22 protein-coding genes are annotated in these 23,789 nt (G+C 52.3%); 8 read left to right on the forward strand and 14 right to left on the reverse strand.

The window, feature by feature from the left end; genetic code table 11:
* The 4 genes from HPY71_12140 to HPY71_12155 form a co-directional block, all read right to left on the reverse strand.
* The gene (locus HPY71_12140) at nucleotides 1-906 is read right to left on the reverse strand and encodes a sugar ABC transporter permease (protein ID NPV54245.1); all 906 of its coding nucleotides are present in this window, start codon (nucleotides 904-906) and stop codon (nucleotides 1-3) included.
* 114 nt (nucleotides 907-1,020) lie between these two features.
* Complete coding sequence (locus HPY71_12145; GenBank protein ID NPV54246.1) at nucleotides 1,021-2,358, reverse strand: extracellular solute-binding protein; 1,338 nt, start codon at nucleotides 2,356-2,358, stop codon at nucleotides 1,021-1,023.
* Between the two features lie 140 nt (nucleotides 2,359-2,498).
* Nucleotides 2,499-3,770 carry an ROK family transcriptional regulator gene (locus HPY71_12150; GenBank protein ID NPV54247.1) on the reverse strand — a complete coding sequence of 424 codons (1,272 nt, stop codon included), beginning with the start codon at nucleotides 3,768-3,770 and terminating at the stop codon, nucleotides 2,499-2,501.
* A gap of 10 nt (nucleotides 3,771-3,780) precedes the next feature.
* On the reverse strand, nucleotides 3,781-5,241 hold the full coding sequence (locus HPY71_12155; protein NPV54248.1) for a sulfatase-like hydrolase/transferase: 1,461 nt from the start codon (nucleotides 5,239-5,241) through the stop codon (nucleotides 3,781-3,783).
* 515 nt (nucleotides 5,242-5,756) lie between these two features.
* On the opposite strand from HPY71_12155, the gene HPY71_12160 reads away from it, so the two are divergent.
* On the forward strand, nucleotides 5,757-5,963 hold the full coding sequence (locus tag HPY71_12160) for a hypothetical protein (protein ID NPV54249.1): 207 nt from the start codon (nucleotides 5,757-5,759) through the stop codon (nucleotides 5,961-5,963).
* 5 nt (nucleotides 5,964-5,968) lie between these two features.
* Here the strand turns inward: HPY71_12160 and HPY71_12165 are convergent, their stop codons facing one another.
* The gene (locus tag HPY71_12165) at nucleotides 5,969-7,288 is read right to left on the reverse strand and encodes a hypothetical protein (protein NPV54250.1); all 1,320 of its coding nucleotides are present in this window, start codon (nucleotides 7,286-7,288) and stop codon (nucleotides 5,969-5,971) included.
* A 287-nt stretch (nucleotides 7,289-7,575) separates the two neighbouring features.
* Here HPY71_12165 and HPY71_12170 point away from each other — a divergent pair, with 287 nt between their 5' ends.
* The 7 genes from HPY71_12170 to larC all read left to right on the forward strand — a co-directional run bounded on the left by HPY71_12170 (nucleotide 7,576) and on the right by larC (nucleotide 13,516).
* Nucleotides 7,576-8,181: an energy-coupling factor ABC transporter permease gene (locus HPY71_12170; protein ID NPV54251.1), complete on the forward strand. Its 606-nt coding sequence runs from the start codon at nucleotides 7,576-7,578 to the stop codon at nucleotides 8,179-8,181.
* A 44-nt stretch (nucleotides 8,182-8,225) separates the two neighbouring features.
* Nucleotides 8,226-8,543, forward strand: a complete 318-nt coding sequence (locus HPY71_12175; protein NPV54252.1) for a hypothetical protein — start codon at nucleotides 8,226-8,228, stop codon at nucleotides 8,541-8,543.
* Between the two features lie 3 nt (nucleotides 8,544-8,546).
* Nucleotides 8,547-9,536, forward strand: a complete 990-nt coding sequence (locus HPY71_12180; GenBank protein NPV54253.1) for a hypothetical protein — start codon at nucleotides 8,547-8,549, stop codon at nucleotides 9,534-9,536.
* Nucleotides 9,533-10,378: an ABC transporter ATP-binding protein gene (locus HPY71_12185; protein ID NPV54254.1), complete on the forward strand. Its 846-nt coding sequence runs from the start codon at nucleotides 9,533-9,535 to the stop codon at nucleotides 10,376-10,378. Before HPY71_12180 ends, HPY71_12185 begins: the two co-directional genes overlap by 4 nt.
* 150 nt (nucleotides 10,379-10,528) lie before the next feature.
* Nucleotides 10,529-11,425, forward strand: a complete 897-nt coding sequence (gene larE / locus HPY71_12190; protein ID NPV54255.1) for an ATP-dependent sacrificial sulfur transferase LarE — start codon at nucleotides 10,529-10,531, stop codon at nucleotides 11,423-11,425.
* Complete coding sequence (gene larB, locus HPY71_12195) at nucleotides 11,422-12,204, forward strand: nickel pincer cofactor biosynthesis protein LarB (GenBank protein NPV54256.1); 783 nt, start codon at nucleotides 11,422-11,424, stop codon at nucleotides 12,202-12,204. The genes larE and larB overlap by 4 nt, the downstream gene beginning before the upstream one ends.
* A 46-nt stretch (nucleotides 12,205-12,250) precedes the next feature.
* On the forward strand, nucleotides 12,251-13,516 hold the full coding sequence (gene larC / locus HPY71_12200) for a nickel pincer cofactor biosynthesis protein LarC (protein NPV54257.1): 1,266 nt from the start codon (nucleotides 12,251-12,253) through the stop codon (nucleotides 13,514-13,516).
* Nucleotides 13,517-13,714: 198 nt separating this feature from the next.
* Here the strand turns inward: larC and HPY71_12205 are convergent, their stop codons facing one another.
* The 9 genes from HPY71_12205 to HPY71_12245 all read right to left on the reverse strand — a co-directional run bounded on the left by HPY71_12205 (nucleotide 13,715) and on the right by HPY71_12245 (nucleotide 23,666).
* A complete protein-coding gene (locus HPY71_12205; GenBank protein ID NPV54258.1) occupies nucleotides 13,715-14,620 on the reverse strand; it encodes a sugar phosphate isomerase/epimerase in 906 nt (301 codons plus the stop codon).
* 14 nt (nucleotides 14,621-14,634) lie between these two features.
* Nucleotides 14,635-15,792 (reverse strand): Gfo/Idh/MocA family oxidoreductase, encoded by a 1,158-nt coding sequence (locus HPY71_12210; protein NPV54259.1) that lies wholly within the window; start codon nucleotides 15,790-15,792, stop codon nucleotides 14,635-14,637.
* A 43-nt stretch (nucleotides 15,793-15,835) separates the two neighbouring features.
* A complete protein-coding gene (locus HPY71_12215) occupies nucleotides 15,836-16,804 on the reverse strand; it encodes an ROK family protein (GenBank protein ID NPV54260.1) in 969 nt (322 codons plus the stop codon).
* A 165-nt stretch (nucleotides 16,805-16,969) separates the two neighbouring features.
* Nucleotides 16,970-17,788: a GntR family transcriptional regulator gene (locus HPY71_12220; protein ID NPV54261.1), complete on the reverse strand. Its 819-nt coding sequence runs from the start codon at nucleotides 17,786-17,788 to the stop codon at nucleotides 16,970-16,972.
* A 72-nt stretch (nucleotides 17,789-17,860) separates the two neighbouring features.
* Complete coding sequence (locus HPY71_12225; protein NPV54262.1) at nucleotides 17,861-19,012, reverse strand: ABC transporter ATP-binding protein; 1,152 nt, start codon at nucleotides 19,010-19,012, stop codon at nucleotides 17,861-17,863.
* A gap of 92 nt (nucleotides 19,013-19,104) precedes the next feature.
* The gene (locus HPY71_12230; protein NPV54263.1) at nucleotides 19,105-20,253 is read right to left on the reverse strand and encodes an ABC transporter ATP-binding protein; all 1,149 of its coding nucleotides are present in this window, start codon (nucleotides 20,251-20,253) and stop codon (nucleotides 19,105-19,107) included.
* Between the two features lie 130 nt (nucleotides 20,254-20,383).
* Nucleotides 20,384-21,202 (reverse strand): carbohydrate ABC transporter permease, encoded by an 819-nt coding sequence (locus HPY71_12235; protein ID NPV54264.1) that lies wholly within the window; start codon nucleotides 21,200-21,202, stop codon nucleotides 20,384-20,386.
* A 16-nt stretch (nucleotides 21,203-21,218) separates the two neighbouring features.
* Nucleotides 21,219-22,091: a sugar ABC transporter permease gene (locus HPY71_12240; protein NPV54265.1), complete on the reverse strand. Its 873-nt coding sequence runs from the start codon at nucleotides 22,089-22,091 to the stop codon at nucleotides 21,219-21,221.
* A gap of 231 nt (nucleotides 22,092-22,322) precedes the next feature.
* Nucleotides 22,323-23,666, reverse strand: a complete 1,344-nt coding sequence (locus HPY71_12245; GenBank protein ID NPV54266.1) for a sugar ABC transporter substrate-binding protein — start codon at nucleotides 23,664-23,666, stop codon at nucleotides 22,323-22,325.
* Nucleotides 23,667-23,789 lie beyond the last annotated feature (123 nt).

The raw sequence follows: 23,789 nt of genomic DNA on the forward strand, positions 1-23,789 counted from the left end.
TCATACTCCTTCCCTGCGGAGCATCCTTTGATAGGTCAGTATAAACATCATAACCACGGCGATAACCAAAATAGATAGAAAAGCGCCATACCCCATTTGGTATTGATTGAAAAATACTCGGTAGATATACGTACTCGTCACTTCCGTGGCGGTCCCCGGACCGCCACTAGTCAATAAGAATATTTCATCAAATACCTTAAATGCATACAGGGTTCGGAACATGACCGCTACTGCTATAGTTGGTTTCAGCAGCGGCAATGTAACGTAGAGAAAGGCATGGAGATCAGACGCTCCATCAACCTTCGCTGCCTCAAAAGGCTCGGATGGGAGGGCTTGCAATCCTGCAAGAAGTATCAAGAATACATAAGATGTCCAATGCCATACGTCTACAGCAATGACTGCCACCATGGCCAAGCGAATATCAGATAGCCATGTTTGGCCGGGTAAAGCCATGCGTTGTAGGAGGGCATTAATCAATCCGAAATTCGGGTTATACATTAAACGCCAGACCGTGCTGATGGCGATAGGAGGGACAAGAATTGGCAAAATCAGTATAGCTCGATAAAAATTAGCCATACGTTTAACAGTGTTGGCAACCAAAGCCAAACCCAACCCCAATATCAATTCCAATCCGACCGTGGCGATAACGAAGATAAGAGTATTCTTTAGAGCTATGATAAAAATCTTGTCAGCAAGAACTTTATAGAGATTAGCTAGACCCGAGTACGCCCATATAAATCTCCCACCAGATAAAGACAATGTTGAAACGCTCATCCTTAATAGTTCGGCGAACGGATAGACAGTAAACAGGAGTAAGATTATGAAAAGCGGAATAAGTGCCCAATATTTGAAGCCAACATCGAACCAACGGGCAATATATTCCTTACGAGGTGAATTGAGGGCCATACGTTTCCCTCCTTAGGATTTAGACATGACGCAAGTTTTTCGAATAGGGGAGCCCCGCCACGGGCCCCCCATCGTTCGATGAGTTCCAACCCCATTGCCAGAGATATATTCACACTATTTATTCTTTAATTTGTACCCAGCTTCTCTCACAATCCCGGATATTTCCCTTTCCATGGTGGCAAGGGCTTCATTTATGGACAATTGCTTGGTAAGAGCTTGATTCAGGCGTAACTCCAAGACCTCGAAGATTCTCGGGCCTTCAGGGATGCGAATAATTGGATCGATATATGAGGTACTTGCGGCCATTGCCTTCATGTAGCGGAACTTTGGCTCGTTGCTTAGCTCAGACATAAACACGTCCTGTCGTACTGGAACCGCTCCGAACTGCGCATAAGCCATCTGAGCCTTCTTAGATACAGCCCATTTAAGAAATTCGAGAGCTTGAGATTGTCTGGCTTTCGGGAGATTCTTGGGGATGCCCATGAGCCAAATCCCAGACGTCGTAGAGTGTCTCCCCTTGGAAGGTCGAGGGATTATCGTGTAACCAATTTTATAAGGCACAATCGACTTCTCAGGATCATCCATGTGGGGAAAAGCAGCAGCCACCAAAATGGTCTGCACGACTTTACCCGAACCCATCAATGCAATTTGCTCAGCTTGACCGATATCACCTACATTGGGTGGTGCAAATTTCGCCAAGTTGAGGTATAGCTCAAGTGCTGACTTGCCCGCCTCACTATTAATCGTCACTGTCCAATCGTTCGGCGCGTCTGCAAAGATGTCCCCATTAAAGCCTCTCAAGAAGGGGAACCAGTCATATGAGATGGATATACCGCCCTTCTGGCCCCTGTTCACGTATCCATAGATACCTTTGCGAGGATCCTGAAGCTTTTGAGCTGCGGCGATAACATCCTCCCATGTGGTGGGGGCTGAAAAACCTCCGTTTTTGTAGAGATCGGTGCGGTAGTAAAATAGCTGAATGTTCCCATTGATAGGGACTCCATAGACGGGGGCATCCTTAACCGAATAATTTTTCTTCTTATCCCATCTTGTCGCCCATTGGTATTCAATAACCTGGGGATCGAGCTTAAAGCTAGGATCGATATCCGTAAGCGGACTTACAAGACCTCCGGCATAAAAAGTACTATACCAGCCTTCGTTAAGGTTGATAATGTCAAACTCGCTTGTCTTTGCGTTGACGGCTGTCAACTCTTTTTCCAGAAGGCCCGTGAAGGGAAATACATTAAGCTTTATTCTATTGCCTGTCTCTTGCTCATACAAATCAATTAGGCTCCTGAATCCCGGTAGCCATGGCGAATCCGCGATCGCAATAGATATAGTTTTCTCTGCCGACGCAAGATCTAAAATAACAACCTCGCCGAACAGAATCACTATAGAAAGGCACATTATTAGGATAATATACTTTGGATTTCGCAAAATTGGGCCTTTCATAAAAATCCCTCCGTAAATCATTTTCCGCATTTAATTTTACTTTCCAGGGTAGAACCTAATACCGCCGGCGCTCCAGAGGACAGAAATTGCCGACCATCAAGAATAGTTATTGAGCTTATACCAACATCCAGTCTCGCACTTCATTTGTATATAGGCATCCCCCCATTATCCCCTTTATGTTTTAATACCGCCATCCCCTGCGAAATATCGAATAGGCTCGCTACAGTGAGATGCATTGCCCCTTTGAGAACAGCATCCACATCCCTGTGAGAAGCATAATTAATAACAAGGCTTCTCCTGAGAATCGGCGGGGTATTATCGCAAATCAGGTTGGATAAAAGCTGAGCCAAGTTGGGAGGAATGCTGGCCAGCACACCTCCCATGATGACTGTCTGAATTTCGAAAAGCGTAATCAAGTTTGCAACGCCGGTAGCCAGGTATTTGAAACCCTCTTCCACGACCCGGTGGGCAATTTCATCGCCCGCCTCATATTTTGAAAAAATAATATCGGCCGAGATGTCCGTATCCCCGTTCTCTGGGGAGTTTAGTTCACGAAATCGCCGAACCAAAGCCGGTTCAGAACAGTATTGTTCGAGACAGCCGCGCTTTCCACAATGACATTGGCGGCCTCCGGGTTCCATCACCATATGTCCAATGACTCCAGCATTTCCAAATGGTCCAGTGTAGCTTTTCCCACCGAGCAACAGCCCCGCGCCGACCCCACGGCTCACATCAACATAAGCGAGATTTTCACCCAACGGCTGAAAATCAGCATTTATCTGTCCTAAGAGCGCAAGGTTAATCCAGCTATCAAGGTAAACAGGTAAGCCAAATCGCTGCTCAAAATAACTCCGCAATGGTACATCTCGCCAATCCGCTAAACGAGGAGAAAATAACGCAACGCCCTGCCCTTTGCTTAAGTAGCCACTTACGCCTATACCTATACCAAGGTATCGATTTCCCGGTATACCAAGTTGGGTCATGATCTCGTAGATTTGCTCAGCAATATCCAGCAAAGCTTGTTGAATACTCTTTGATGAGGATATCATATATTCAGAGTGCGATAGCACATTTCCCTCTAAATCCACGACTCCAACGCGACACCTCGGGATCTCCAGCTCAATGGAAATAGTATAGAATGCCGAATTACAAAATGCATATAGAGTCGGACGTCTCCCCCCATTTGACTCTCCTAACCCCTCAGCGTAGATGAACCCATCCTTTCGCAGCACTTCAACGTACTGATCAACGGTTGGTTTACTAAGGCCTGTAAATTGAACAATGCGGGCGACAGAAACTGGCCCATATTTTCTGACCGCCTGGATCACACGTACTTTATTAGGATTAGCTAAAGATTTATGAGGCAATTGGATCTTTGAAGAATTGCCTCCCGGCACATGCCTCGTTTTCATAGTCTACTCCTTATCGTTCGGAAATACCAAGTCTAACCAATTGTTCTCTAGGTGCGCCGATTGAGGCGATGAAATCTTTTAAGCCGTTAACAAGCCTTCGCACGACACCGGGTTCTTCGTCTATCAGGTTTCTTTGTTGTTGGTAATCATCTTTCACATTATACAAGGCACTCCTGGAATGCCCGCGGGGGACTTCGCAGGGGTACCGACCATTTTCGTATGGCCCGATAACCTTTTCTACATGGAATTTGGGAGGCCGCGGTGAGTACCAATACAACGGATTATTGGCTTCAGTAGGCGGCCAAAGAAAGAGAGTCCATTCTCCATCCGTAATATTTATTGCCTCACCATAACGACCATAGCAAGCATATTCACGAATAGTTGTGCTTTCGCCGGAATTCAAAACGTAAGGCAGCAAGCTCTTCCCGTGAATATTATCCGGGATAGGAATATGTAAAGCTTCAAGGACAGTCGGGAATACATCAACGATTTGCACTAGCTTAGAGATGCGTTTGCCCGGCGTCTCCAGTTTGGGGTGATAAACCATCAGAGGGATATGGGCAATCTCTTGATACAAGTTAGAGTCGGCCATCGCACTCCAAGGTTTACCCATCAGCCCGTGCTCGCCAAACATATGCCCGTGATCGGTGCATATAACAATCATTGTATCCTCCATCAGTCCCAGCTGCTCGACCTTGTCGAGAAAAAAACCCAGCCAGCGATCGGTCATCGTTACCTCACCGGCGTACAATGCTCTTACCTGGTTTAGCTCTTCGGGGGAAAGATCGCAGTAACCGTAATTCGGCCATATAACCTGGTCCCCCTTATAGCCGGGGTTGTACATCTGATTATACGGGAATGGCGGATCGAAAGGCTCATGTGGATCGAAGCAATCGATCATAAGGAAGAAATCCTTATGATTGCGATTACGCTCAACCCAGTCAATGGCCGTCTGGAAAACCAGGGGGGCGAAATAATCCCGCTCAGTCTTCCGGAAGGCTATATTCCTGGCGTACCGCTCGAAACCACCCTGTTTTATATGTTTCGCGAGTTTTTCCTTCGCCGCAGGATATTCAATCTTAATATCTGGATCGGTGATCCAAAAGTCGTTTTCCTGGCCACGGATGAATTCGAAGCCAGTAAAGGCGAAATGATAGTTCCCGGAGCCCCTTTCCCACAGATGAAAATGGTCGGTAATCAACATGGAGGGGATGTCCGCCGTTTGTAAGATGGAAGCTATATCTGCGTCATTATCTTCCAGGGGGCCCCAGCCCCGCCAGGGGAACTCGTACCTCCCAGTGAAAAGCTCGCGTCGCGCCGGCATGCACGGATATGATCCTACATATGCGTTATCGAAAACGACAGAGCGCGCAGCGAATCTATCGAGGTTTGGAGTCTGAATCCACTTATTCCCGTAGAATCCCAAATGATCTCGTCGCAACGTATCTATCAATACTACAATCGCCTTCATCCAGCCATTACCCATCCTTTCAAGTTAACTGAAGTCAAGTTAATTGAGGGGAACATATTCTAAGAACTAATTTATAAATGCTTTTACTAATCGTTTGTTATAAGTATTCGACATTGACATCGCAAATCCTGCTCGGTACCCCCTATCCTCAATAACTTTCGATACCGAACCTGACAAACAGACGAATATATATTATTCAGAGAAGGAATTCGGGTCTCGACGCCGAATATAAAATGGCACACAGGTTGATCTAGGAGATCTCTATAAAAAGTAACCCTATATAAAGAATTTGCCGAAGAAGGCACACCGCAGCGCGACAGGATGCGCTACGCAAGCGTAGGGAAGTAGGAAAGGGAAGTAGAAAGGTAAAGTAAGGAAGGTCACGAAGATCTTCACTAAAGCCGTGTAGGCTTAAGTAAGCTCGTCGTGGCCTTTTTGCGTTGTTTCTGTTGTTTCTAAGGAAAAGCCTATTTCAAGGAAAGGCCGCGGCTACGCTATGTATTGGAGGGTCGGCAATGCACATCCCTGATGGTTTTCTTGATACGAAAGTCTGGTTAAGCACTGCACTCCTGAGTGCAGGAGCGGTGGCCTACAGCATCAAAAGATTTCTTAGCACGCATAAGGTCTGGGATGACCGGTCATTAAGCGGCCGCTTGACGGGCCCAGTAGCTATCCCACTCAGCGTTATGCCAAAGAGTAGTCAAAGCACAAAGGGTGTCTGAACCTTCTAGGACCAACTCATCCCAGCCCCCTTCTGGCGCCTCGCTACCAAAATGTCATTTGCTTTCTCTACAACGCCATTTCCGTTATATTCGCGGTTTATCCTGCGTGTATTATAGTCCTTTATGGCTGGCTTCCTCGCCTCAAGATACGAGAGCAACTCCTCAAACCGCTCCGGATTCCGCGGCTCGGGCAGTAGAGTACGCAGTCTGTCTATCGACTCGTCCACTTTCCCATTCCAGAGTAGCGGTTGGATCTCGTCCATGATTGCGTTCCTGTGCTTCTTGCGGTTGCATACCATGCTGAGAAGCTCCCCAACCTTCTTCCGTAGATGGTACCAATCCAAGACAAGCCTAACCTCATCTCCCAAACCCACCAGCTCCCCATAAAGCCCTTCTCGTATCCATCGAGCGCCATCCCCAACGAGGGTGATCTTTGTGGGTTTAAGTGCTATCACCCATGCTCTCACAATCCGTGTTACTTCATCTCTGGCCCCGCTGAAATACCGACCTCTATCCCCCATCCGTAAAACTACTATGGTCTCTTCCGGACGCTTACATGAACCCCTACCATGGATGACAATCCCGTCCGCGAAGATTACCACCTCTCCTTCTTGGGGTTTAGGCCCTAAATTAGCTAATAGAAAGGGGTCTAATTCTTTAGTTGAGTGCCAACTTCCCCTCACGTATTCTAAAATCCTATCCCAGTCCCTCTTTGGTAAACCAAATGGAACCTCTTCTATCTCAGGCCGCTCAAGCGTGCGATTCACCGCTTCTTGAACATCCTCCGGCCAGACCTTCCTCCGCGATGGAGACATATCCTTCAACTGCTGGAAAGCCGCTTCCGGTTTTACATCAGGGGTATTCTCCATAACCTTGGCTCTTTCCGCCTCCTGTTGTCTTACAATAGACCCATGTTGATTTACCAAATTCTCCACCTCCCGAGCACACAAGACATCGGGGTCGTGAGAGATCTGTCCCAAAAGGCGCGCAGCCCCCTCATATGACGAGAAAAGCGAAAACAGACAAGCCATCTCTTGGAGCCCCCTGGTGATGACTATCCCATTGTGTTCAGGGAGAAGAGCATTCATGGGGATGAAATGCTCACCGCAAGTCTTACACTCCAATACCTGACGTTCCACATTGACCACACCGAACCTGGTAGCGACTTTTAAGGATGTGTACCCGTCGCGAACAACCTGACACTCAGGGCTCCGATGGGATAGATTCTCACATACCTGCGCGTCAATCAACTTCAGATGCTGAACAAAGAGCGCACGTTGTATCTGATTTGCAATCTCTATAACAGCCTGCTCTGCATTATCCATAAAACCTGCTCCAGATGAGCCTGAATTAGGTAAAAACATAGGTAGGGCTGGTGCCTCGAAGTTCAACCTATATTCTTGCTGTTGCGTGCTGGGGTGGGTGAAGCGTATAATTATAGCGTAGCTAGCCGTCATCATGCTGTGCCTCCATTATTGGTTTTTGCTTACCTTAATGGTAGCACAGGGCTAGCTACTTTGTTTAGCGGCAAATGTTGGATACTCACCGCCTAACTAACAACCTCACCGCTACCTATCCCAAGGGTTATGCGTGCTAAGAAAGATTTAATAAGATGGGTGAGAAAACTGATGGCGGAAAGCCTGAATCCCCGGCGGAGTTAGAGTCTTCCGCCCCCTTGATGGGAGTTATGGGAGCCTTTATCTTCGCCGCCCAGATGTTGAATTTCCCCGTGGCGGGCGGGACGTCCGGACATTTGATAGGTGGGGTCCTTGCGGCTACGCTCCTGGGGCCTTACAGGGCGACGCTGGTTATGACTGCGATTTTGATCGTGCAATGTCTCCTGTTTCAGGACGGAGGCCTTACCGCGCTGGGAGCCAATGTATTAAATATGGGAGTCATAGCGACAATGATAGGATATGCGGTATTCGTTGCCGTTCGTAAAGCCTTCGGCGGCGGGGTGCGAGGGGTATCCCGCGGCGCGTTCGTAGCATCATGGTTTTCCGTCGTCCTGGCTGCAGCGGCGGCATCGCTGGAGCTTGCGCTTTCGGGGACGGCGCCGTTAGGCGTCGTCTTGCCTGCCATGGTCGGATGGCATATGCTCATCGGAATCGGCGAAGGCCTGATCACTGCGGGCGTGGTTGCATACCTGGCTCATGTAAGGCCGGATCTTATCGAAGGGCTCGGTCCCGGTAAGATATCGCTCGAGGCCAGGCCATAGTCGAGGATTACGAGGATTACTATGATGCGAGGTGCTGAGAAACCATGAAAAAGGAATACCTTGTGGGCCTCCTGGTGGCCCTATTCCTTGCCGTTATCGTCTCCCCGTTCGCCTCCCCCTCGCCCGATGGCCTGGAGCGAGTAGCGGAGGATCATGGATTTATCCAGAAGGCCGAGGGGGAGCCGGTGATCAGTTCTCCTATTCCGGATTACGCCCTCCCGGGAATAAAAAATGGCGTGATCGCCACATCGGTGGCAGGATTCACAGGCACGGTCGTGGTCTTCGGCCTGATCTATTTCTTGTTCGGGCAGCTGATGAAGCCCAGGATGAGCCGCAGCCGCGGCCACGGGTCGATGCGTTAGGCCATGGGCCACGAAGAATGCGTCAACCAGATCAACCAAACCTGCCGGTCCGATAGCGGCTGCGAGCCCGATACTGGCCGGCCTGAACCTGCAGGAGGCGCAGCGTACGAGACCGTGATCCATGCCATTGATCCGCGGGCAAAGCTCCTTTGCGCGGCGGCATTCGTTATACTTGTAGTGACAATGCCCCCGGTAGCGCCGTGGAAATTTGCATTCTTCCTGATCCCGCTCGGCGTGGCGTCCCTCTCTGCGAGAATTCCGCCGGGCCGCCTCCTGCGACGCTCCCTTGTCGTATTGCCATTTGCAGCGATGGTAGCGTGCTCGACCTGGCTGGGAGCCCTCATGCACGCTGATCCCTCTTTTACACCCGCGGGCGCGGGCAAGGCGGCGTCGCTCGGCAAATCCCTGGCCGCGTCCCTGGCGGCATCCCTGGGTAATTCCGGATTCAAGGCGTGGCTCTCCTCACTTGGAGTGATCATCCTCACCTCCACGACGGAGTTCGCCGATCTCACAAAGGGGATGGAGCATCTCAGAGTGCCAAAGGTCATAGCTGTCACGCTCCTATTCCTTTATCGCTATATGTCTGTGCTGGGAGAGGAAATCCGGCGCATGAAACTCTCATATGATATGAGAGCCTCTGGTATGAGATTCTCGCATGAGGTTGGAGTGAAAACTTCATGGCGAACCTCGTGTCGATTGAAGACTTCACGAACCGGAGAGGCTACAAGGGCTATAAAGGCTACAAGGACTACAGGGGCGATAGGGGGCGGTTCGCTTTGGCGCTTCAAAATGACGGGCTACCTCATCGGGAGCCTCTTTCTCCGCACATGGGAGCGGGCCGAAAGGATATCCCGGGCGATGAACTCCAGGGGCTTCACTGGAGAGATGCCGGGTTTTAAGAAGTTCTCTATGAACGCAAAGGACTGGTTATGCCTAGCCTTGTTTCTCATCCTCATTCTCGCAATTAGATTTATGGTGGTCGACGTTTTATGACGACTGACCTTCGAACAACTGAATATCCATATGATGTGAAAGCTCCTGGCCATGAAGCCGTGCAGGGCCCGGAGAACCTGGAGAAGATCGTGGAGATTCGAAACCTGAGCTATACCTACCCGGATGGGACCCGTGCCCTCAACAACGTCTCTCTTGATGTGTATACGGGGCAATCCGTCGGGATCGTTGGACCAAACGGCGCAGGCAAATCGACTTTGCTCCTCAATCTGGGTGGGATCCTGCGAGGTGAGGGCATCGTAAATGTCCTCGGCCTTCCGGTTAACCGGCAGAATCTGCGAAAGATCCGTTCCAGGATAGGTTACGTATTTCAGAACCCCGATGATCAGCTCTTTTGCCCCACGGTTTTCGATGACGTGGCGTTTGGCCCCCTGAATCAGGGACTCTCCCCAGCGGAAGCGAGTGAGAGGGTAAGGCACGCGCTTGCAAGCGTTGGAATGGATGGTTTTGAACGGCGCCTGCCGCATCATCTTAGCTACGGCGAAAAGAAGCGCATCGCCCTGGCGACGGTCCTTTCGATGAATCCATCCCTCCTGATCCTCGACGAGCCTTTTGAGGGACTTGACCTCAGGGGCAAGAGGGGGCTCCATGCCGTCCTGCAAGAGATCGGGCTGGCCAAGATTCTCGTCGGTCACGATCTGGACTTCATCTCTGAGCTCTGCACCCACATCATCATCCTCGATAGGGGTGAGGTTGTGGCTCATGGAGAAACTCATGAGATCATAAGCGACAGGGACCTCCTGGAATCTCACGGTGTCGAATGGCCTCGCGCGCATGGTCCTGATGTATTGAGCCCCAAAGGGGCGAGAATTTATGTGCGCTAACCGAGGTATCTGATTAGACCCCCCATGCCGCGCTGCGGCGCCACAGAGAATGAAAATGCATCTGGAAGTAATTGGATCATTTTCGGGGTAGAGCGGCATAATGCGGCATAAAGAATAAAGATAGGTGCAGAAAGATGGGGTGTGGAAAATATGCCATCGACGAAAACCCTGCAAGGCAAACTTGCTGCTCTACGTGAAAACCTGGCCGAAATGAGCAGCATCCTTGTTGCCTTCTCGGGCGGGGTTGACAGCAGCTTCCTCTTGAAAATCGCAAGCGAGGTATTGGGGTCGGAGCCTCGACTCCTCGCTGTCACTATTTACTCCGAGGTCCATCCCACCCGCGAAATAGCCGAGGCTCGCGACCTGGGCCGTGAATTCGGCGTCCCACATGAGATAATAAAAATAAAGGTCCTGGATATCCCGGGCTTCAAGGACAACCCTCCCGACCGTTGCTACCTATGTAAAAAGAACCTTTTCTCCATGTTGAAGGAGATGGCCGTGGCGAGAGGGCTTGCCTGTGTGGTGGATGGTTCGAATAGTGACGACTCGGGTGATTACCGCCCCGGGATGGCGGCTCTCGCGGAGCTCGGAATTCGAAGCCCTCTCAAGGAGGCGGGACTTACCAAGCATGATATCCGCGTCCTTTCGAAGGGAATAGGCCTTACCACGTGGAATAAGCCCGCTCGTGCCTGCCTCGCCACGCGTTTCCCTTACGGTGTGGAGATTACGGAGGGTAAGCTCCACCAGGTGGAGGCGGCTGAGGACTTCCTGAGGGATATGGGAAAGGATATGGGCCTTCGTGACCTGCGCGTGCGTCATCACGGGGATATCGCGAGGATCGAGATATCTAAAGATGAGACGACCTTCTTCCTCGAGAAAGCGGATACTGTAGTAGCTAAGCTCAAAGAGCTAGGGTATGTTTACGTAACACTCGATCTCGAGGGTTATCGCATGGGGAGCATGAACCTCCCACTTACAACTGAAAGGCGAAAAGAACCGAAAAGGATTAATGGCATCTCTAGAAACGAGGATAAGGATGGTTTATGAACCCAGAAAAAATCAGGCGATTGTTGGAATCGGTAAAAGACGGAAGCGTCGAAGTCGATGAGGCGCTCCAAGAACTACGCCACCTCCCATTTGAGGATCTCGGCTTCGCGAAGGTCGATCATCATCGACATCTCAGAAACGGATTTCCCGAGGTCATATACTGTAAGGGCAAAACCCCAGCTCAGGTGGGACAGATCGTCCGGGCCCTTGTCGATAAGGGATCCGAAAATATCCTCGCAACGCGAGCGGACTCCGAGGTATTCAATGCGGTGAAGGAGATCGCCCCGGACGCCGTCTATCATGAAACCGCGAGGCTGGCGGTGGTGAAGCGAGCTGCTGGCCGATTATCAAATGGGATCATCCTGGTCATTACCGCCGGCACATCAGATATCCCGGTGGCCGAGGAAGCCGCCGTAACGGCTGAGGTTATGGACAACATGGTCGAGAGAATCTACGACGTGGGGGTGGCTGGCCTCCACCGGCTCCTCAGCCACGTCAAACGATTCCTCGCCGCGCGGGTGATCATAGTGGTGGCCGGCATGGAGGGCGCGCTCGCGAGCGTTGTAGGAGGAATAGTCGACAAGCCCGTGATCGCCGTCCCGACAAGCATGGGATATGGTGCCAGTTTCCAGGGACTCGCTCCTCTTTTAGCTATGCTGAATAGTTGCGCTGCAGGCGTAGGGGTGGTCAACATCGATAACGGCTTCGGGGCAGGATATCTGGCATCGATCATTAACAAGCTTGGGGAGAATACCACCGGAGAAGGGGAAAATAACTAACGCAAACTAACGCAGGAATGCATGGAGGTGACTGGTGAAACACCTGATGAAGATAGCGTACTTCGAGTGTTTTAGCGGCATCAGCGGGGATATGATACTCGGGGCCCTCGTGGATGCCGGGCTGGATCTTGGTGAGCTCAAAACAGGCCTCGACAAACTGAAACTGGCGGGGCCTGATGCCTTTGAACTTAAAGTGGAAAAGACAGCCCGGAATGGAATAAGCGGTACAAGCATCGAAGTAATTACGGACTTGAATCCAGGCCATCCCCGGGCTCAGGGGTTCCGCCGCCTTTCTGATATCGAGGCCGTGCTCGATGCAAGCGACCTGGACGAGGCGACAATGGAGATGAGCCGCCGGATATTCCGGCGACTTGCCGTCGCTGAGGCTAAAGTGCATAACATCCCTGTGGACCAGGTCCATTTTCACGAGGTGGGTGCAGTCGATACCATTGTAGATGTGGTGGGGGCCGTCCTAGGGTTCCGGGCTATGGGGGTCACGAAAATCTACGCCTCCCGGCTGCACGTCGGGACCGGGTTTGTGAAATGCGCGCATGGCATGCTCCCGGTGCCTGCGCCTGCGACTCTGGAGCTTTTGAGGGGTGTGCCCATATACGCCACCGGCGTCCAGGGTGAGCTCGTCACCCCGACCGGCGCTGCGATCATCACCACGCTTGCTGAGTCCTTCGGCGGGTGCCCGGAGATGCACCTTGAGCGCATCGGCTATGGCGCGGGCAAACAGAATCTTGATATACCCAATCTCCTCCGAATATACCTTGGCGAAAAGGTTAAGCGCAAGAGAGCGGATGGTAGCGAGGACCGCGCCAAGGGAAAAACTGGAGCAGTTGAGGCCCTGGCTGAGGTGACAGGGACTAATGATGCCGGATACGAGGTAATTGTCGAATGCAACATCGACGACATGAACCCGGAATTTTATGACCACGTAATGCAGGTCCTTTTTGAGAAAGGGGCGCTTGATGTATTTTTGACGCCGGTCATCATGAAGAAGGAACGGCCTGGCACTGTGCTCACCGTGCTAACCTGCGGCGAAAAGCTCGACGAAATAGCAAGAACCATAATGATGGAGACCACGACCCTCGGGGTGAGGATTCACAGGGTGATGCGCCGAAAGGCTGAGCGCGATTCGATCTCCGTGACTACGCGATTCGGCGAGGCCAGGGTCAAGGTTGCGCGGCTAGAGGGACAGATTTTGAACATAGCCCCGGAATACGAGGATTGCAGGAAGCTCGCCAGAAAACATGGGGTGCCCCTCAAGGTAGTCTACGAGGAGGTCAAAAGGGCAATCCAGCTCTAGACTCCAGCGCCTTTCCCGCTCAAGCCTGGCCGCGGGTGGCCGTGGGAACTATATTCCTCCGCGGCCAGGCAGATTTGGAAGGTTACGAGCCTCTCTCTACAATAGTATCCAGTATCCCGCCAGGGGAAATGTATAGTGTAATAGTGTATAAGGAAAAATATAAAGAATGTAAGGCCCAGTCAAGGTCTAGCGAAAAGTCTAAACGAAATAAGGATCTAGAAGTTTCTTGGCAAGGTAAATCCCATCAAGGATATTCTCCTCGTTCCTCTCCCAGCCCCTGTCCTCATGTTCGACGCTCACGACATAGTCATAGCCAACCTCGTAAAGTGCCCTCAGATACCCCTTCCAGTCAATATCCCCCAACCCCGCTATCTTATCCATATAGAACCCGAAGCCATATATCCCCTTCCTGCCGAGCTTATCTTTGAGCATCTTCGTATCCTTGGCGTGGGTGTGGAATATCTTGTCCTTGAAGTCGTAGACTGCCTGGATATAGTCGATCTGCTGCCAGATGAGATGCGAGGGATCCAGGTTGAGCCCGAGATAGTCCGAGGGGATCATTTCAAACATCCTCTCCCATATCTCAGGGGTGGAAGCGAGGTTTGACCCGCCAGGCCACCTGTCTTCATAGAGCATGGGGCAGTTCTCTATCGCTAGCTTCACACCGTGATCCTCAGCAAATTTCACAAGGTCAGGGAACACCCTTTTATACTCTGTAAGGCTCTCCTCCACGTTCGCCTTCGGGTCCCTGCCGACAAACGTCCCGACAACGCCGACACCAAGCATCTGGGCCGCGACTATAACCCGTTTGAGGTGCTCATGCGCCTCTCGCCTGGCAGCAAGGTCAGGGTCCAGGTTATTGGGATAGTATGCGAGAGAGGAAATCTGCATGTTCTTCTCGGCGAACATGGCCTTGATCTCCGATGCCTTATCTGCCGTGAGGTTGACTACATCGATATGCTGGGTGCCAGCGTATCTCCTCTTCTCGTATGAGGCAGGCCAGCATGCAACCTCTAGCATCTTGAAGCCCTTGCTCGAGCCCCAGTCCACAAGCTCCTTCAGGCTCTTCTTGGGCAGCGCTGCGGTCAGAAAACCCAATTTCATCGTAGGTCCCTCCTCTATTTTACTTCCACCCATTTGCGCTCGCGCGCGCTCTTCAGGATGACCTCGCACATCATGATCTCCCGGTGCCCGTCCTTGAACGTCGGGAATTTGGGGGCTATGCCCTTTTTGTAGTCCCCTGAGGCGATGTATGAATACACCTGCTTGAACATCTGCTTTGTTGTATCCGGAAACCCCTCGGTGTGCCCTCCCGGGAAGCTCACTATGTCCCTAGCCTCGGGATACATGAGCGATGGGTCCTTGATCATGACCTCGTTGTTCCCATCACGCCTCCCTATCCAGAGCTCATTGGGCTTCTCAGAATCCCATGCCAGGGCCTTCTTCGAGCCATCGATCTCGAAGTAAAGCCTGTTCTTCCGGCCGGCTGCAACCTGGTTTACGGTCATAACGCCCTTTGCCCCGCCCTCGAACTCCAGGAGCACCGTTGCGTAATCCTCGGTGTTTATGGGGACATCCTGGTAGTCCTCCGGGCTCAATATCTTGCCTGCATAGGTCTCAACAGGCTTCAGGGGCTTCTTCCTGACCGGGTGGAAGGTGGCGAAGTCAGCGCACACAGCTTTGACCTTGAGGCCCGAAATGAATTCAATGAGATCGAGCCAGTGGGAGCCGATATCGGCTACCGCCCTCGATTCCCCGCTATACTCGGGCTCGAGCCGCCAGTTATAGTCGGTCTCATAGAAGAGCCAGTCCTGGAGGTAAGACCCGTGGATTGCAAATATCTTCCCGATATCGCCCTTTTCAATCATCGCTCGGGCCTGGTGGGCAAGCGGGTAGTAACGGACATTGAAGTGAACGGCGTTCACGAGCCCGGTGCGGCTGGCCAGGTCAACGAGGTCCTCAGCCTCTTTAGAGTTCATGGCGAGGGGCTTTTCGCAGACCACGTGCTTGCCTGCCTCGAGAGCTGCTTTGCTCATGGGGTAGTGAAGGTTGTTGGGCGTGCAGATGTGAGCAGCCTCGATATCGGGATCGGCCAGTATCTTCCGCCAGTCCCCATATGCCTTCTCGATGCCGAGCTGCTCTGCCTTGCGATCTGCGACCTCCTGATCTATATCAGCGATAGCAACAACATCCACGAGCCCCGTGCGCCGCAAAGCCTCAACGTGCGCAGGCCCGATAAAGCCCGTACCTATGACTCCTACCGAAACCTTCTTCATGGTTTGCCTCAACCTCCATTAAAGTGAGTCTCGAATATATCCTTTAACGCCCCAGGCGCTCTTTGGCCCACAGGGCAGCACCTATCATGCCTGCATCCGGCCCGAGCTCTGCAAGGACCACCTGGATCTTCTCGCCCGGGACTATGTGAACCCGTGAATGGATCGTCTCCTTGATCTTGTTCATCAGCCTTCCCCCCGCTTGCGCCACCCCTCCTCCAATCACGACCATTTGAGGGTTGATAGTGGTAGCTGCACTCGAGAGGGCTATCCCTATATACTCCCCAGCCTCCTCAATAACATCGATCGCAACCCTATCGCCCTTCTCGGCGGCCTCCGCGATAACCTTTGGGGTGACCTTGTTTAGATCCCCGTCAACGAGATCGCGTATCAGGGTATCGTTCTGTTGCACTATCGCCCTGATCGCCATGGCGGCCATGGCGGGTCCGCTCGCGTAAGCCTCGAGGCACCCCCTGTTGCCGCACCCGCACAAGATCCCGCCGGGCTCCACGATGATGTGGCCGACCTCGCCCGCGCCGCCGTCCGCTCCGAGGTAGAGGTCGCCGTTCACAACAACACCCCCGCCTATACCCGTCCCAAGCGTAGCCAGCACCAGGCTATCCACGGATTTCCCCGCGCCAAGGCGCTTCTCGGCCAGGGTGGTCGCCCTGGCATCGTTTATCACATAGACGGGCAGTTTGAGATCCGCTTCAAGAAGAGATTTCAGCTGAACACCTTCCCACTTCCCGGGAAAATTGGGCAACATAATGCAAACGCCTGCATCCCAGTCTATGAGACCCGGAATGCCCGTCCCAACCGCCCCCGCTTCATAGCCTCTTCCCCTGGCCTCATTCATGACCACTCTAGCCATCCCGGCCATCGTCTCAACCACAGCCTGCGGGGGACGGTGGACATCGGTCGGGCCCATCGTCTTTGCTATCACCCACCCCTCGTTGGATACCGCAGCCACCTTGATATTGGTGCCGCCAAGGTCGATGCCAATGAAACACTCCATATGCCCCATCGCCATATACCCCATCGCCGTACCTTTCTTGAAGTTGTTTTTGCTCCGCCATCCCGCGGGCCCTCACTATCATATCCCCAAGATCATATCTCAGAAATGATCCAGTTCCTTTTTATCCCCTGCTCATCCGTCACCTGTCTATCCCCTGCTCGCCTGCTACCTATTGGTCACTTGTTGAAATTGACTGGGCTTCAAGGTGCGCGTGATCTGCGCGCTATTCGCCCAAAGCTCCACCACGAACTTGCATTTGTCCCCGCGAGTTATTGAGTTTGTGATCTCGATAGGCTCACCCGTCTCAAGGTAAGCTATCCGTTCGATGGAGAAACCACTTATGCCAGGTTTACACTTGAGCAATTTAGCTTCTGAAGGTGCAAGCGAGATAGCCTCGTGCGTCTCCACAGCCCTGTACGGTTCAAGGCCATATTCGTCCCTGAGTATGTGATAAAGGGATTGTCGCGAAAGATCCCGCTTGATGAGGCCCGGGCAGAGATAGTGTGGGATGCATGTGGTCTCGATCAACAAGGGTTCGTCATTTGCCATTCTTATCCGGGTGAATCTGGTCACCTTTTGATCGCTTGCGGGCAGCACCAGGTTCCTGCCAATATCCGCGCTGGCCTCGGTCACCACCATCTCCAGTATCTTTGAGCTTGGAATGAGCCCCATCCGGTACATGTCTTCCGTGAAGCTGTAGAGATGTTGCAGGGATCGTTGCATCTTGGGGCGGCCTATAAAGGTGCCCTTGCCCTGCCTCCGGTAAACCAGGCCTTCGCTCACAAGGGCATCTATCGCCTGCCTCACGGTCGAACGGCTTACCTTGTATTTCTCGCAGAGGTCGCGCTCTGATGGCAACATATCTCCTGCATTGAACAGGCCTGCCATTATCCCGCGCTTTATTATCCCCAAAAGTTGGTGATAGAGGGGCACGGCGCTTTCTTCGCTCAAGCTCCCTCCGAACTCTACCCGATTATCAGCCATCCTCCCCATCGCTCCCGATTCATTATTCCCTTCCGTTATTCCCTACCGGCCCAGGTTCGGCCCAGGTCAGGGTTAGCCCCGCTCAGCATCTGGCCCGCGGGATTCCAGGCGCTGACCACTCTGGTGGTCGAAGAAATGGATCTTGTTCCACGGCAGCTCAACCCACACAGCGTCCCCCACGCGCGGCTCAAATGCCACCTGGCTGCGGTAGACCCTGCACTTCAGGGAATGCCCATTTCTGCCGCCAAGGCCTAGATCCAGTAAAAGCTCATCGCTGTAAGGCTCCACAACCTGCAAAACGCAGGCAATAGCGTTATCCTTTTTCTCCCGGAAGACCCTCACATGCTCAGGTCGTATGCCTATGACAACCCTCCCGTTGCAGGCGCTTCCCTTTAAAGCATCATGTAAAGAACCATATAGCGTTCCTGGCAAGCCAATCCATTCATCAGCTGCCGTAATCCTCAGACCACCGGGGAGGTCCGCATCAATAAGAGCGTCGAGGAAGTTCATAGGCGGACTGCCTATAAACCCGGCGACAAATCTATTTGCCGGATTGTCGTATACATCTGATGGCGTGCCAAACTGCTCTATGATACCCTGCCTCATGACCGCTATATAATCCCCGAGCGCCTGGGCCTCCATCTGGTCGTGGGTAACATGGATGGTTGTGACTCCAAAATCCTGTTGAATCCGTTTGAGTTCAACTATCATCTCAGCCCTCAACTTGGCATCCAGTGCGCCGAGCGGTTCATCGAAAAGGAAGACCGCCGGCTCGCGCACGAGAGCCCTTCCGAGGGCAACTCGTTGCCTCTGCCCCCCAGAAAGCCTATCCGGCAACCTATCTAGAAGGTCTGCAATGTGAAGGAGCTCGGCTACCTCCCTTACCTTCTTATCAATCTCTTGTTTCGTCTTTCTCGCCACAACCATTGAAAAACTGAGGTTCTCGTAGACTGTCATGTGCCTGTAAAGGGCGAACCGCTGGAAGACCATTGCTACGTTCCTGTCGCTAGAATTCACAGTTGTAACCTTTTGCGAGCCTATATAAATCTCCCCGCACCTCGGAGTCTCAAGCCCCGCCACAGCTCGAAGGAGTATGGATTTCCCGCACCCTGATGGCCCGACAAGCACGGTGTATTTCCCATCAGGAGCACAGAGATTCACCCCGCGAAGCACGTCCTCCTCGCCAAACCCTACTGCTACATCCCTTAAACTGACCTCCGCCATGAAGCACGCGCCTACCTTTCATCCTGCCGTGAGATCGCAATAAGGTAAGTAATACCACGCCCTGCTCAGGCCCACTCATAGCCATATACCCGCTATATGATTCGCTCCGTTGTTCTCTTATCAAAGACGTAGGTCTTATCACCCGGTAGCTCAAGCCATATGTCCCTGCCCGGAGCCGGCCTGAACCCCAGGAAATCCCTATCTCTTCGTACCTTCACTACCTGGCCCCCAACAATTATATCGATGACCCATTCGTTCCCCACATGCTCCAGGATGGCAATCCTGGAGCCAAACCCATATTCCCTGGCTCCAGATTCAGATTCAGATCCAGATCGGCAGGCCCCGTTCTCCTTTATGAGGATATGCTCCGGCCTGGCACCCACAACAACCTCCCTCGGGGCCGATATCTCAATAAGCCTGGCAGCCACAGGTGGGGGAAGGGGTATCCGGTAGTCAGCACCCACGAGATAAGTAACCCCACCCTCGGCCTCGAGGTGCCCGGAGAAAAAATTCATCGCAGGGGTCCCTATGAAGCCGGCGACAAATAGATTCCTGGGCTGGCGGTAGACCTCCTGGGGTGAGCCAACTTGCTGGATAACGCCGGCATCCATAACCACCACGTTGTCTCCGATGGCCTGCGCCTCTATTTGATCGTGAGTTACGTGCACGGAGGTTATCTGGAGGTCCTGCTGGAGCTTTCGGAGAAACGTCCTCATCTCCGCCCGGAGCGTTGCATCCAGGTTTGATAAAGGCTCATCCAGCAAGAGGACCTGGGGCTGGCGGATGAGGGCCCGACCGATCGCCGCCCTTTGCTGCTCACCGGCGGAAAGCTCCCTGGGGTATTGATCCAGATACTTCTCCAGGCGCAACATCCTTGCGATATCCTGGATCCTCTTCTCAATTTCATATTTCGGAACCCTCCGACTGCGGGCATTGAGGCAAAATGCGAGATTTTCGCGAATCGTCTTATGGGGGTAGAGGGCGTAGCTCTGGAAAACCATACCTATATCTCTATCCCCGGGGTAGACGTTATTTACCAACTTATCTCCTATCCATACCTCTCCTCTGGAAGGCTTCTCGAACCCCGCGATCATCCTCAGGGTCGATGTTTTCCCGCAACCGGATGGCCCGAGAAAAACGGTGAACTTTCTATCTTCTATGACCAGGTTGATCCCTTTTACAGCTTCCTCCCTGGCTCCTGGATATCTAAGGGCCAAATCCCGAAGTGTGATGCTAGCCACGCACCCGTCATCCTCCTTCCCGCTTCCCGTGATCCCCATGCGCGCCGATCTCTCGCTATTTGTTTCGCATCATGCTATTGGCCTCCATCATGCCGCGTTTAATTCATTCATTTCACACCACTAATTTAATTCATTTCATGCCGCCGAAGCTCAGCCCGCGGATGAGATACTTCCGGACGAATATCGTAAATATGATGACGGGGGAGAGGAATATCGTTGCGGCGGCTGTTATATTTCCCCAATCTATCCCGAAGAACGCATGAAATCCGCTAAGGGCAACCGGAGCCGTCACGGCCACCCTGTTAGTAAGAATAAGAGCCAGCATGAATTCATTCAGGGTCTGTATGAGGCAGAATACCGCAGTCGTGGCGATTCCAGCGGATACCAAGGGGAGGCTGACCTTGGAAAATACCTCGAACGGGGAGTAGCCGTCAAGCATGCCAGACTCCTCGAGGTCGCGCGGGACCTCATCAAACATCCCCTTCATAAGCCAGACCGTAAAGGAAATGTTGAATATACTGTAGATAAGGATCAAGGCAATGTGGGTATCGAGCAGGCCAAGGGCCCGGAATATCATATACATTGGGACTATGATCGCAATGACAGGCAGCATCCTTAGAGATAGCATCCAAAATAGCAGGTTCTCGCTCAAGCGTATGGGATATCTCGATAGCCCATACGCCGTAAGCGTCCCAAGGATAACTGAAAAGACCGAAGAAGCGACTGCAATGATTATGCTGTTCTTGAACCCCGTCATGAAGGGCGAGTGCAACACGAATGAATAGTAGCCCAGAGACGGTTTGAATATGAACTTCGGAGGTATCGCCAGTATCTCAACCCTGGTTTTAAAGGAGGTAAGAAATAGCCACAACAACGGAAAGACGAATATCGCGGTCACCAATATCGTAAGAAGGTAAATCAACACCGTGCGAAAGTTGACATTCCTCATCCTCGCTTCTCCCCCCTCAAGATATAGCCTTTTGCGATTGGGGCTTCCCCTTTATCACTTTCATAAGTATGGTTACTATGATATTCACGATAATAACCATGACCCAGGACAGGGCTGCAGCCTTACCGATCTGGAAGAACTGGTAGCCATATTTATAGGCTGCAAGCGATAAAGTCTGAGTGCTATTGCCGGGACCTCCACCGGTCAGGATGTATACCAGGTCGAACATCCTGAAGGAATCTATTGTTCGCAACAGTGTTGCAAGAAGTATAGAAGGCTTGAGGTATGGGAGGGTTATCTTCCTGAATTGGAGCCAGCTCGATGCCCGGTCCAGGCTCGCGGCCTCATATTCCTCAACTGGAACGGTCTGGAGCCCCGCGAGTATTATCAGGACCATGAACGGCGTCCACTGCCATACATCCACAAGAATTATCGATGGCAACGCGAGGGCGCGGCTTGTGAGCCAGCTTACAGGCCCGGTCCCCACGAGCGACAAGAACCAGTTGATTATGCCGAATTGGGAATCGTACATAAACTTCCAGAAGTATCCTAAGACCAGCGGAGATAGCATCATCGGGATGAAAATCAGCAGCTGAAACAGGCCAAACCCCTTCCAGCGCCTGTTTAAAAGGATCGCGATAACCATGCCGAGCACCAGCTCTATGCTGACCGTGGACGCGACGATTATAAGGGTATTCAGGGCTGAAATCCAGAAATCCGGGTCCTTGAGAAGAAAGGCGTAATTGCCAAGGCCGACGAACTTCGCCCCTCCCCCAGTCAGGGTGTAATCAAACAGGCTTATATAGAGCGAGTAAATTAGAGGGAATATGGTCAGTGCTATAAGATAAGCGACCGTTGGCACATACAGGATGGCTTGAAGCATACGCATCTGAGCCCCTTCCCGGATGGACTCTTTTGATGGCACCCTTTGCTCTAAAGCAGCACCGGAGCTAATAGTAATCGCCCCTTTCTATCCTCATGTATATCCGGTATACCCGGGCGGGGCCCCCGGAGCAAACCCGGCCAGGCTTTCAGCTCATTCAAGCGGTTCCAAGGCATGCGTTTGGAGGCCCCCAAGTTCCGGTCCGCCTTCATATTTCCTAAGTTCCTAATCCACTATTTAGTCATTTTTAGGCTTATACTGCCTGTTGGAGTCGTAAATGGAATCCAGTATCTTGGCTGCATGGTCCAGGGCTTCCTTCGCGCTCGCCCTGCCGCTATAGACCAGGTTCAACTCCTTCTGGATGGTATCGAGCAACTCAGCATATGGCGGGATATTCCAGAAATCGCGCACATATGGGATCGAGTCCGCAAAAGCGCGATTCCAGGGATTGCTAGCCCTGTTGGCCTCCATCATATCCTTCCTCGACGAGAAGAATGATGCCTCTGGTATGCTGAGGAGCCTTTGCTGCGTCTCCTTGGAAACGAACCACAGCATGTACTGCCAGGCTTCCTTCTTATTCTTGGAATACCGGTTGATGCCCATGCCCTGGCACCCATACATGGCCACCCGGCCCTTTGGGCCCGCTGGCAACGGTGCGAACCCGATCTTGCCAACAACCTTAGATATGGCTGGATTGTCCATCAGCCCTCCGACCAGGTTCCACTCCTCGCAGAGGGCAACCTTGCCCTGGGTCAGAGCGTTCAGCTTCTCGTCCATTTGATAGTTCGGCGTGTCCGGGGCGGCAAGCCCCTCCTTGTAGAACGATGCAAAGAACTCCAGGGATTCAATATTCTGCTTGCTGTTGACGACACCCTCAGCCTTCCACTCGTCCTCGTCCCACAGCGAGCCTCCCCAGCTCCACATCATCGGGAAGTAGTCCATGGATATGAAGTCTGCAGTGCGCGATGCAGAGAATGTGGTGCCATACATGCGCGGGGGATCATTGAACTTCTTTGCAAGCTCCTTATACTCGTACCACGTCTTCGGTGGCGTCGGAATGAGGTCCTTGCGGTAGAACAGGATCTGGGCATTCAAGCTCCAGGGAAGGCCGTAGACCGGGGCCTTCTTAGCAGCCTCGTAGTCCTTCTTGACAAATAGCTGTTCCTCATTGTTAGGATAGGTCATGAGGCGTAAACACACTTCCGGGATGAATGTATCCACGGAAACGGGACAGCCCGGCGCCTGCAGGTATTCCTTCGTATCAAGCCTCTCGAGGCCTTGAGCCGCCACATACCCGCCAAGCCACTGGGAGTCGTAGTTTATGATATCGTAATATGGACTCTTGCCTGCGAGTTCCTGCTTCGCCTTTTGTTCGCAGAAGGCATAGGGCAGAGCCTCGACCACGACCTTGATGCCCGTCTTGGGGGTGAAATACTGGTCGGCGAGCTTCTGCTCTATCGTAGCCTGAGGCCAGTTCAGCGTGAGAATGTGCAACACTTTTCCGCTCGCTCCAGCATTGACGCTGATCGCCATTAAGCACACGAGGGTCAACATGACTATAATGTAGGAAAGACGTTTCATAGTTACGCATTACCTCCCTGATACTAAAGTAGTTTTAGCCTCCTTCTAGCATCGAACCCGAGAGATAATGAAACCCAGCATTGCCTTTCGTCCCTAAATCCCTGCAAGACCCGATCATCTACC

The organism is Bacillota bacterium (assembly GCA_013178125.1).
Lineage (GTDB): Bacteria > Bacillota > SHA-98 > Ch115 > JABLXJ01 > JABLXL01.

Excerpts from the sequence above, each read along its gene's own strand:
- HPY71_12140 (NPV54245.1), bottom strand. The coding sequence starts at position 906 with ATGGCCCTCAATTCACCTCGTAAGGAATATATTGCCCGTTGGTTCGAT.
- HPY71_12145 (NPV54246.1), bottom strand. The coding sequence starts at position 2,358 with ATGAAAGGCCCAATTTTGCGAAATCCAAAGTATATTATCCTAATAATG.
- HPY71_12150 (NPV54247.1), bottom strand. The coding sequence starts at position 3,770 with ATGAAAACGAGGCATGTGCCGGGAGGCAATTCTTCAAAGATCCAATTG.
- HPY71_12155 (NPV54248.1), bottom strand. The coding sequence starts at position 5,241 with ATGAAGGCGATTGTAGTATTGATAGATACGTTGCGACGAGATCATTTG.
- HPY71_12160 (NPV54249.1), top strand. The coding sequence starts at position 5,757 with ATGCACATCCCTGATGGTTTTCTTGATACGAAAGTCTGGTTAAGCACT.
- HPY71_12165 (NPV54250.1), bottom strand. The coding sequence starts at position 7,288 with ATGGATAATGCAGAGCAGGCTGTTATAGAGATTGCAAATCAGATACAA.
- HPY71_12170 (NPV54251.1), top strand. The coding sequence starts at position 7,576 with ATGGGTGAGAAAACTGATGGCGGAAAGCCTGAATCCCCGGCGGAGTTA.
- HPY71_12175 (NPV54252.1), top strand. The coding sequence starts at position 8,226 with ATGAAAAAGGAATACCTTGTGGGCCTCCTGGTGGCCCTATTCCTTGCC.
- HPY71_12180 (NPV54253.1), top strand. The coding sequence starts at position 8,547 with ATGGGCCACGAAGAATGCGTCAACCAGATCAACCAAACCTGCCGGTCC.
- HPY71_12185 (NPV54254.1), top strand. The coding sequence starts at position 9,533 with ATGACGACTGACCTTCGAACAACTGAATATCCATATGATGTGAAAGCT.
- larE (NPV54255.1), top strand. The coding sequence starts at position 10,529 with ATGCCATCGACGAAAACCCTGCAAGGCAAACTTGCTGCTCTACGTGAA.
- larB (NPV54256.1), top strand. The coding sequence starts at position 11,422 with ATGAACCCAGAAAAAATCAGGCGATTGTTGGAATCGGTAAAAGACGGA.
- larC (NPV54257.1), top strand. The coding sequence starts at position 12,251 with ATGAAGATAGCGTACTTCGAGTGTTTTAGCGGCATCAGCGGGGATATG.
- HPY71_12205 (NPV54258.1), bottom strand. The coding sequence starts at position 14,620 with ATGAAATTGGGTTTTCTGACCGCAGCGCTGCCCAAGAAGAGCCTGAAG.
- HPY71_12210 (NPV54259.1), bottom strand. The coding sequence starts at position 15,792 with ATGAAGAAGGTTTCGGTAGGAGTCATAGGTACGGGCTTTATCGGGCCT.
- HPY71_12215 (NPV54260.1), bottom strand. The coding sequence starts at position 16,804 with ATGGAGTGTTTCATTGGCATCGACCTTGGCGGCACCAATATCAAGGTG.
- HPY71_12220 (NPV54261.1), bottom strand. The coding sequence starts at position 17,788 with ATGGCTGATAATCGGGTAGAGTTCGGAGGGAGCTTGAGCGAAGAAAGC.
- HPY71_12225 (NPV54262.1), bottom strand. The coding sequence starts at position 19,012 with ATGGCGGAGGTCAGTTTAAGGGATGTAGCAGTAGGGTTTGGCGAGGAG.
- HPY71_12235 (NPV54264.1), bottom strand. The coding sequence starts at position 21,202 with ATGAGGAATGTCAACTTTCGCACGGTGTTGATTTACCTTCTTACGATA.
- HPY71_12240 (NPV54265.1), bottom strand. The coding sequence starts at position 22,091 with ATGCGTATGCTTCAAGCCATCCTGTATGTGCCAACGGTCGCTTATCTT.
- HPY71_12245 (NPV54266.1), bottom strand. The coding sequence starts at position 23,666 with ATGAAACGTCTTTCCTACATTATAGTCATGTTGACCCTCGTGTGCTTA.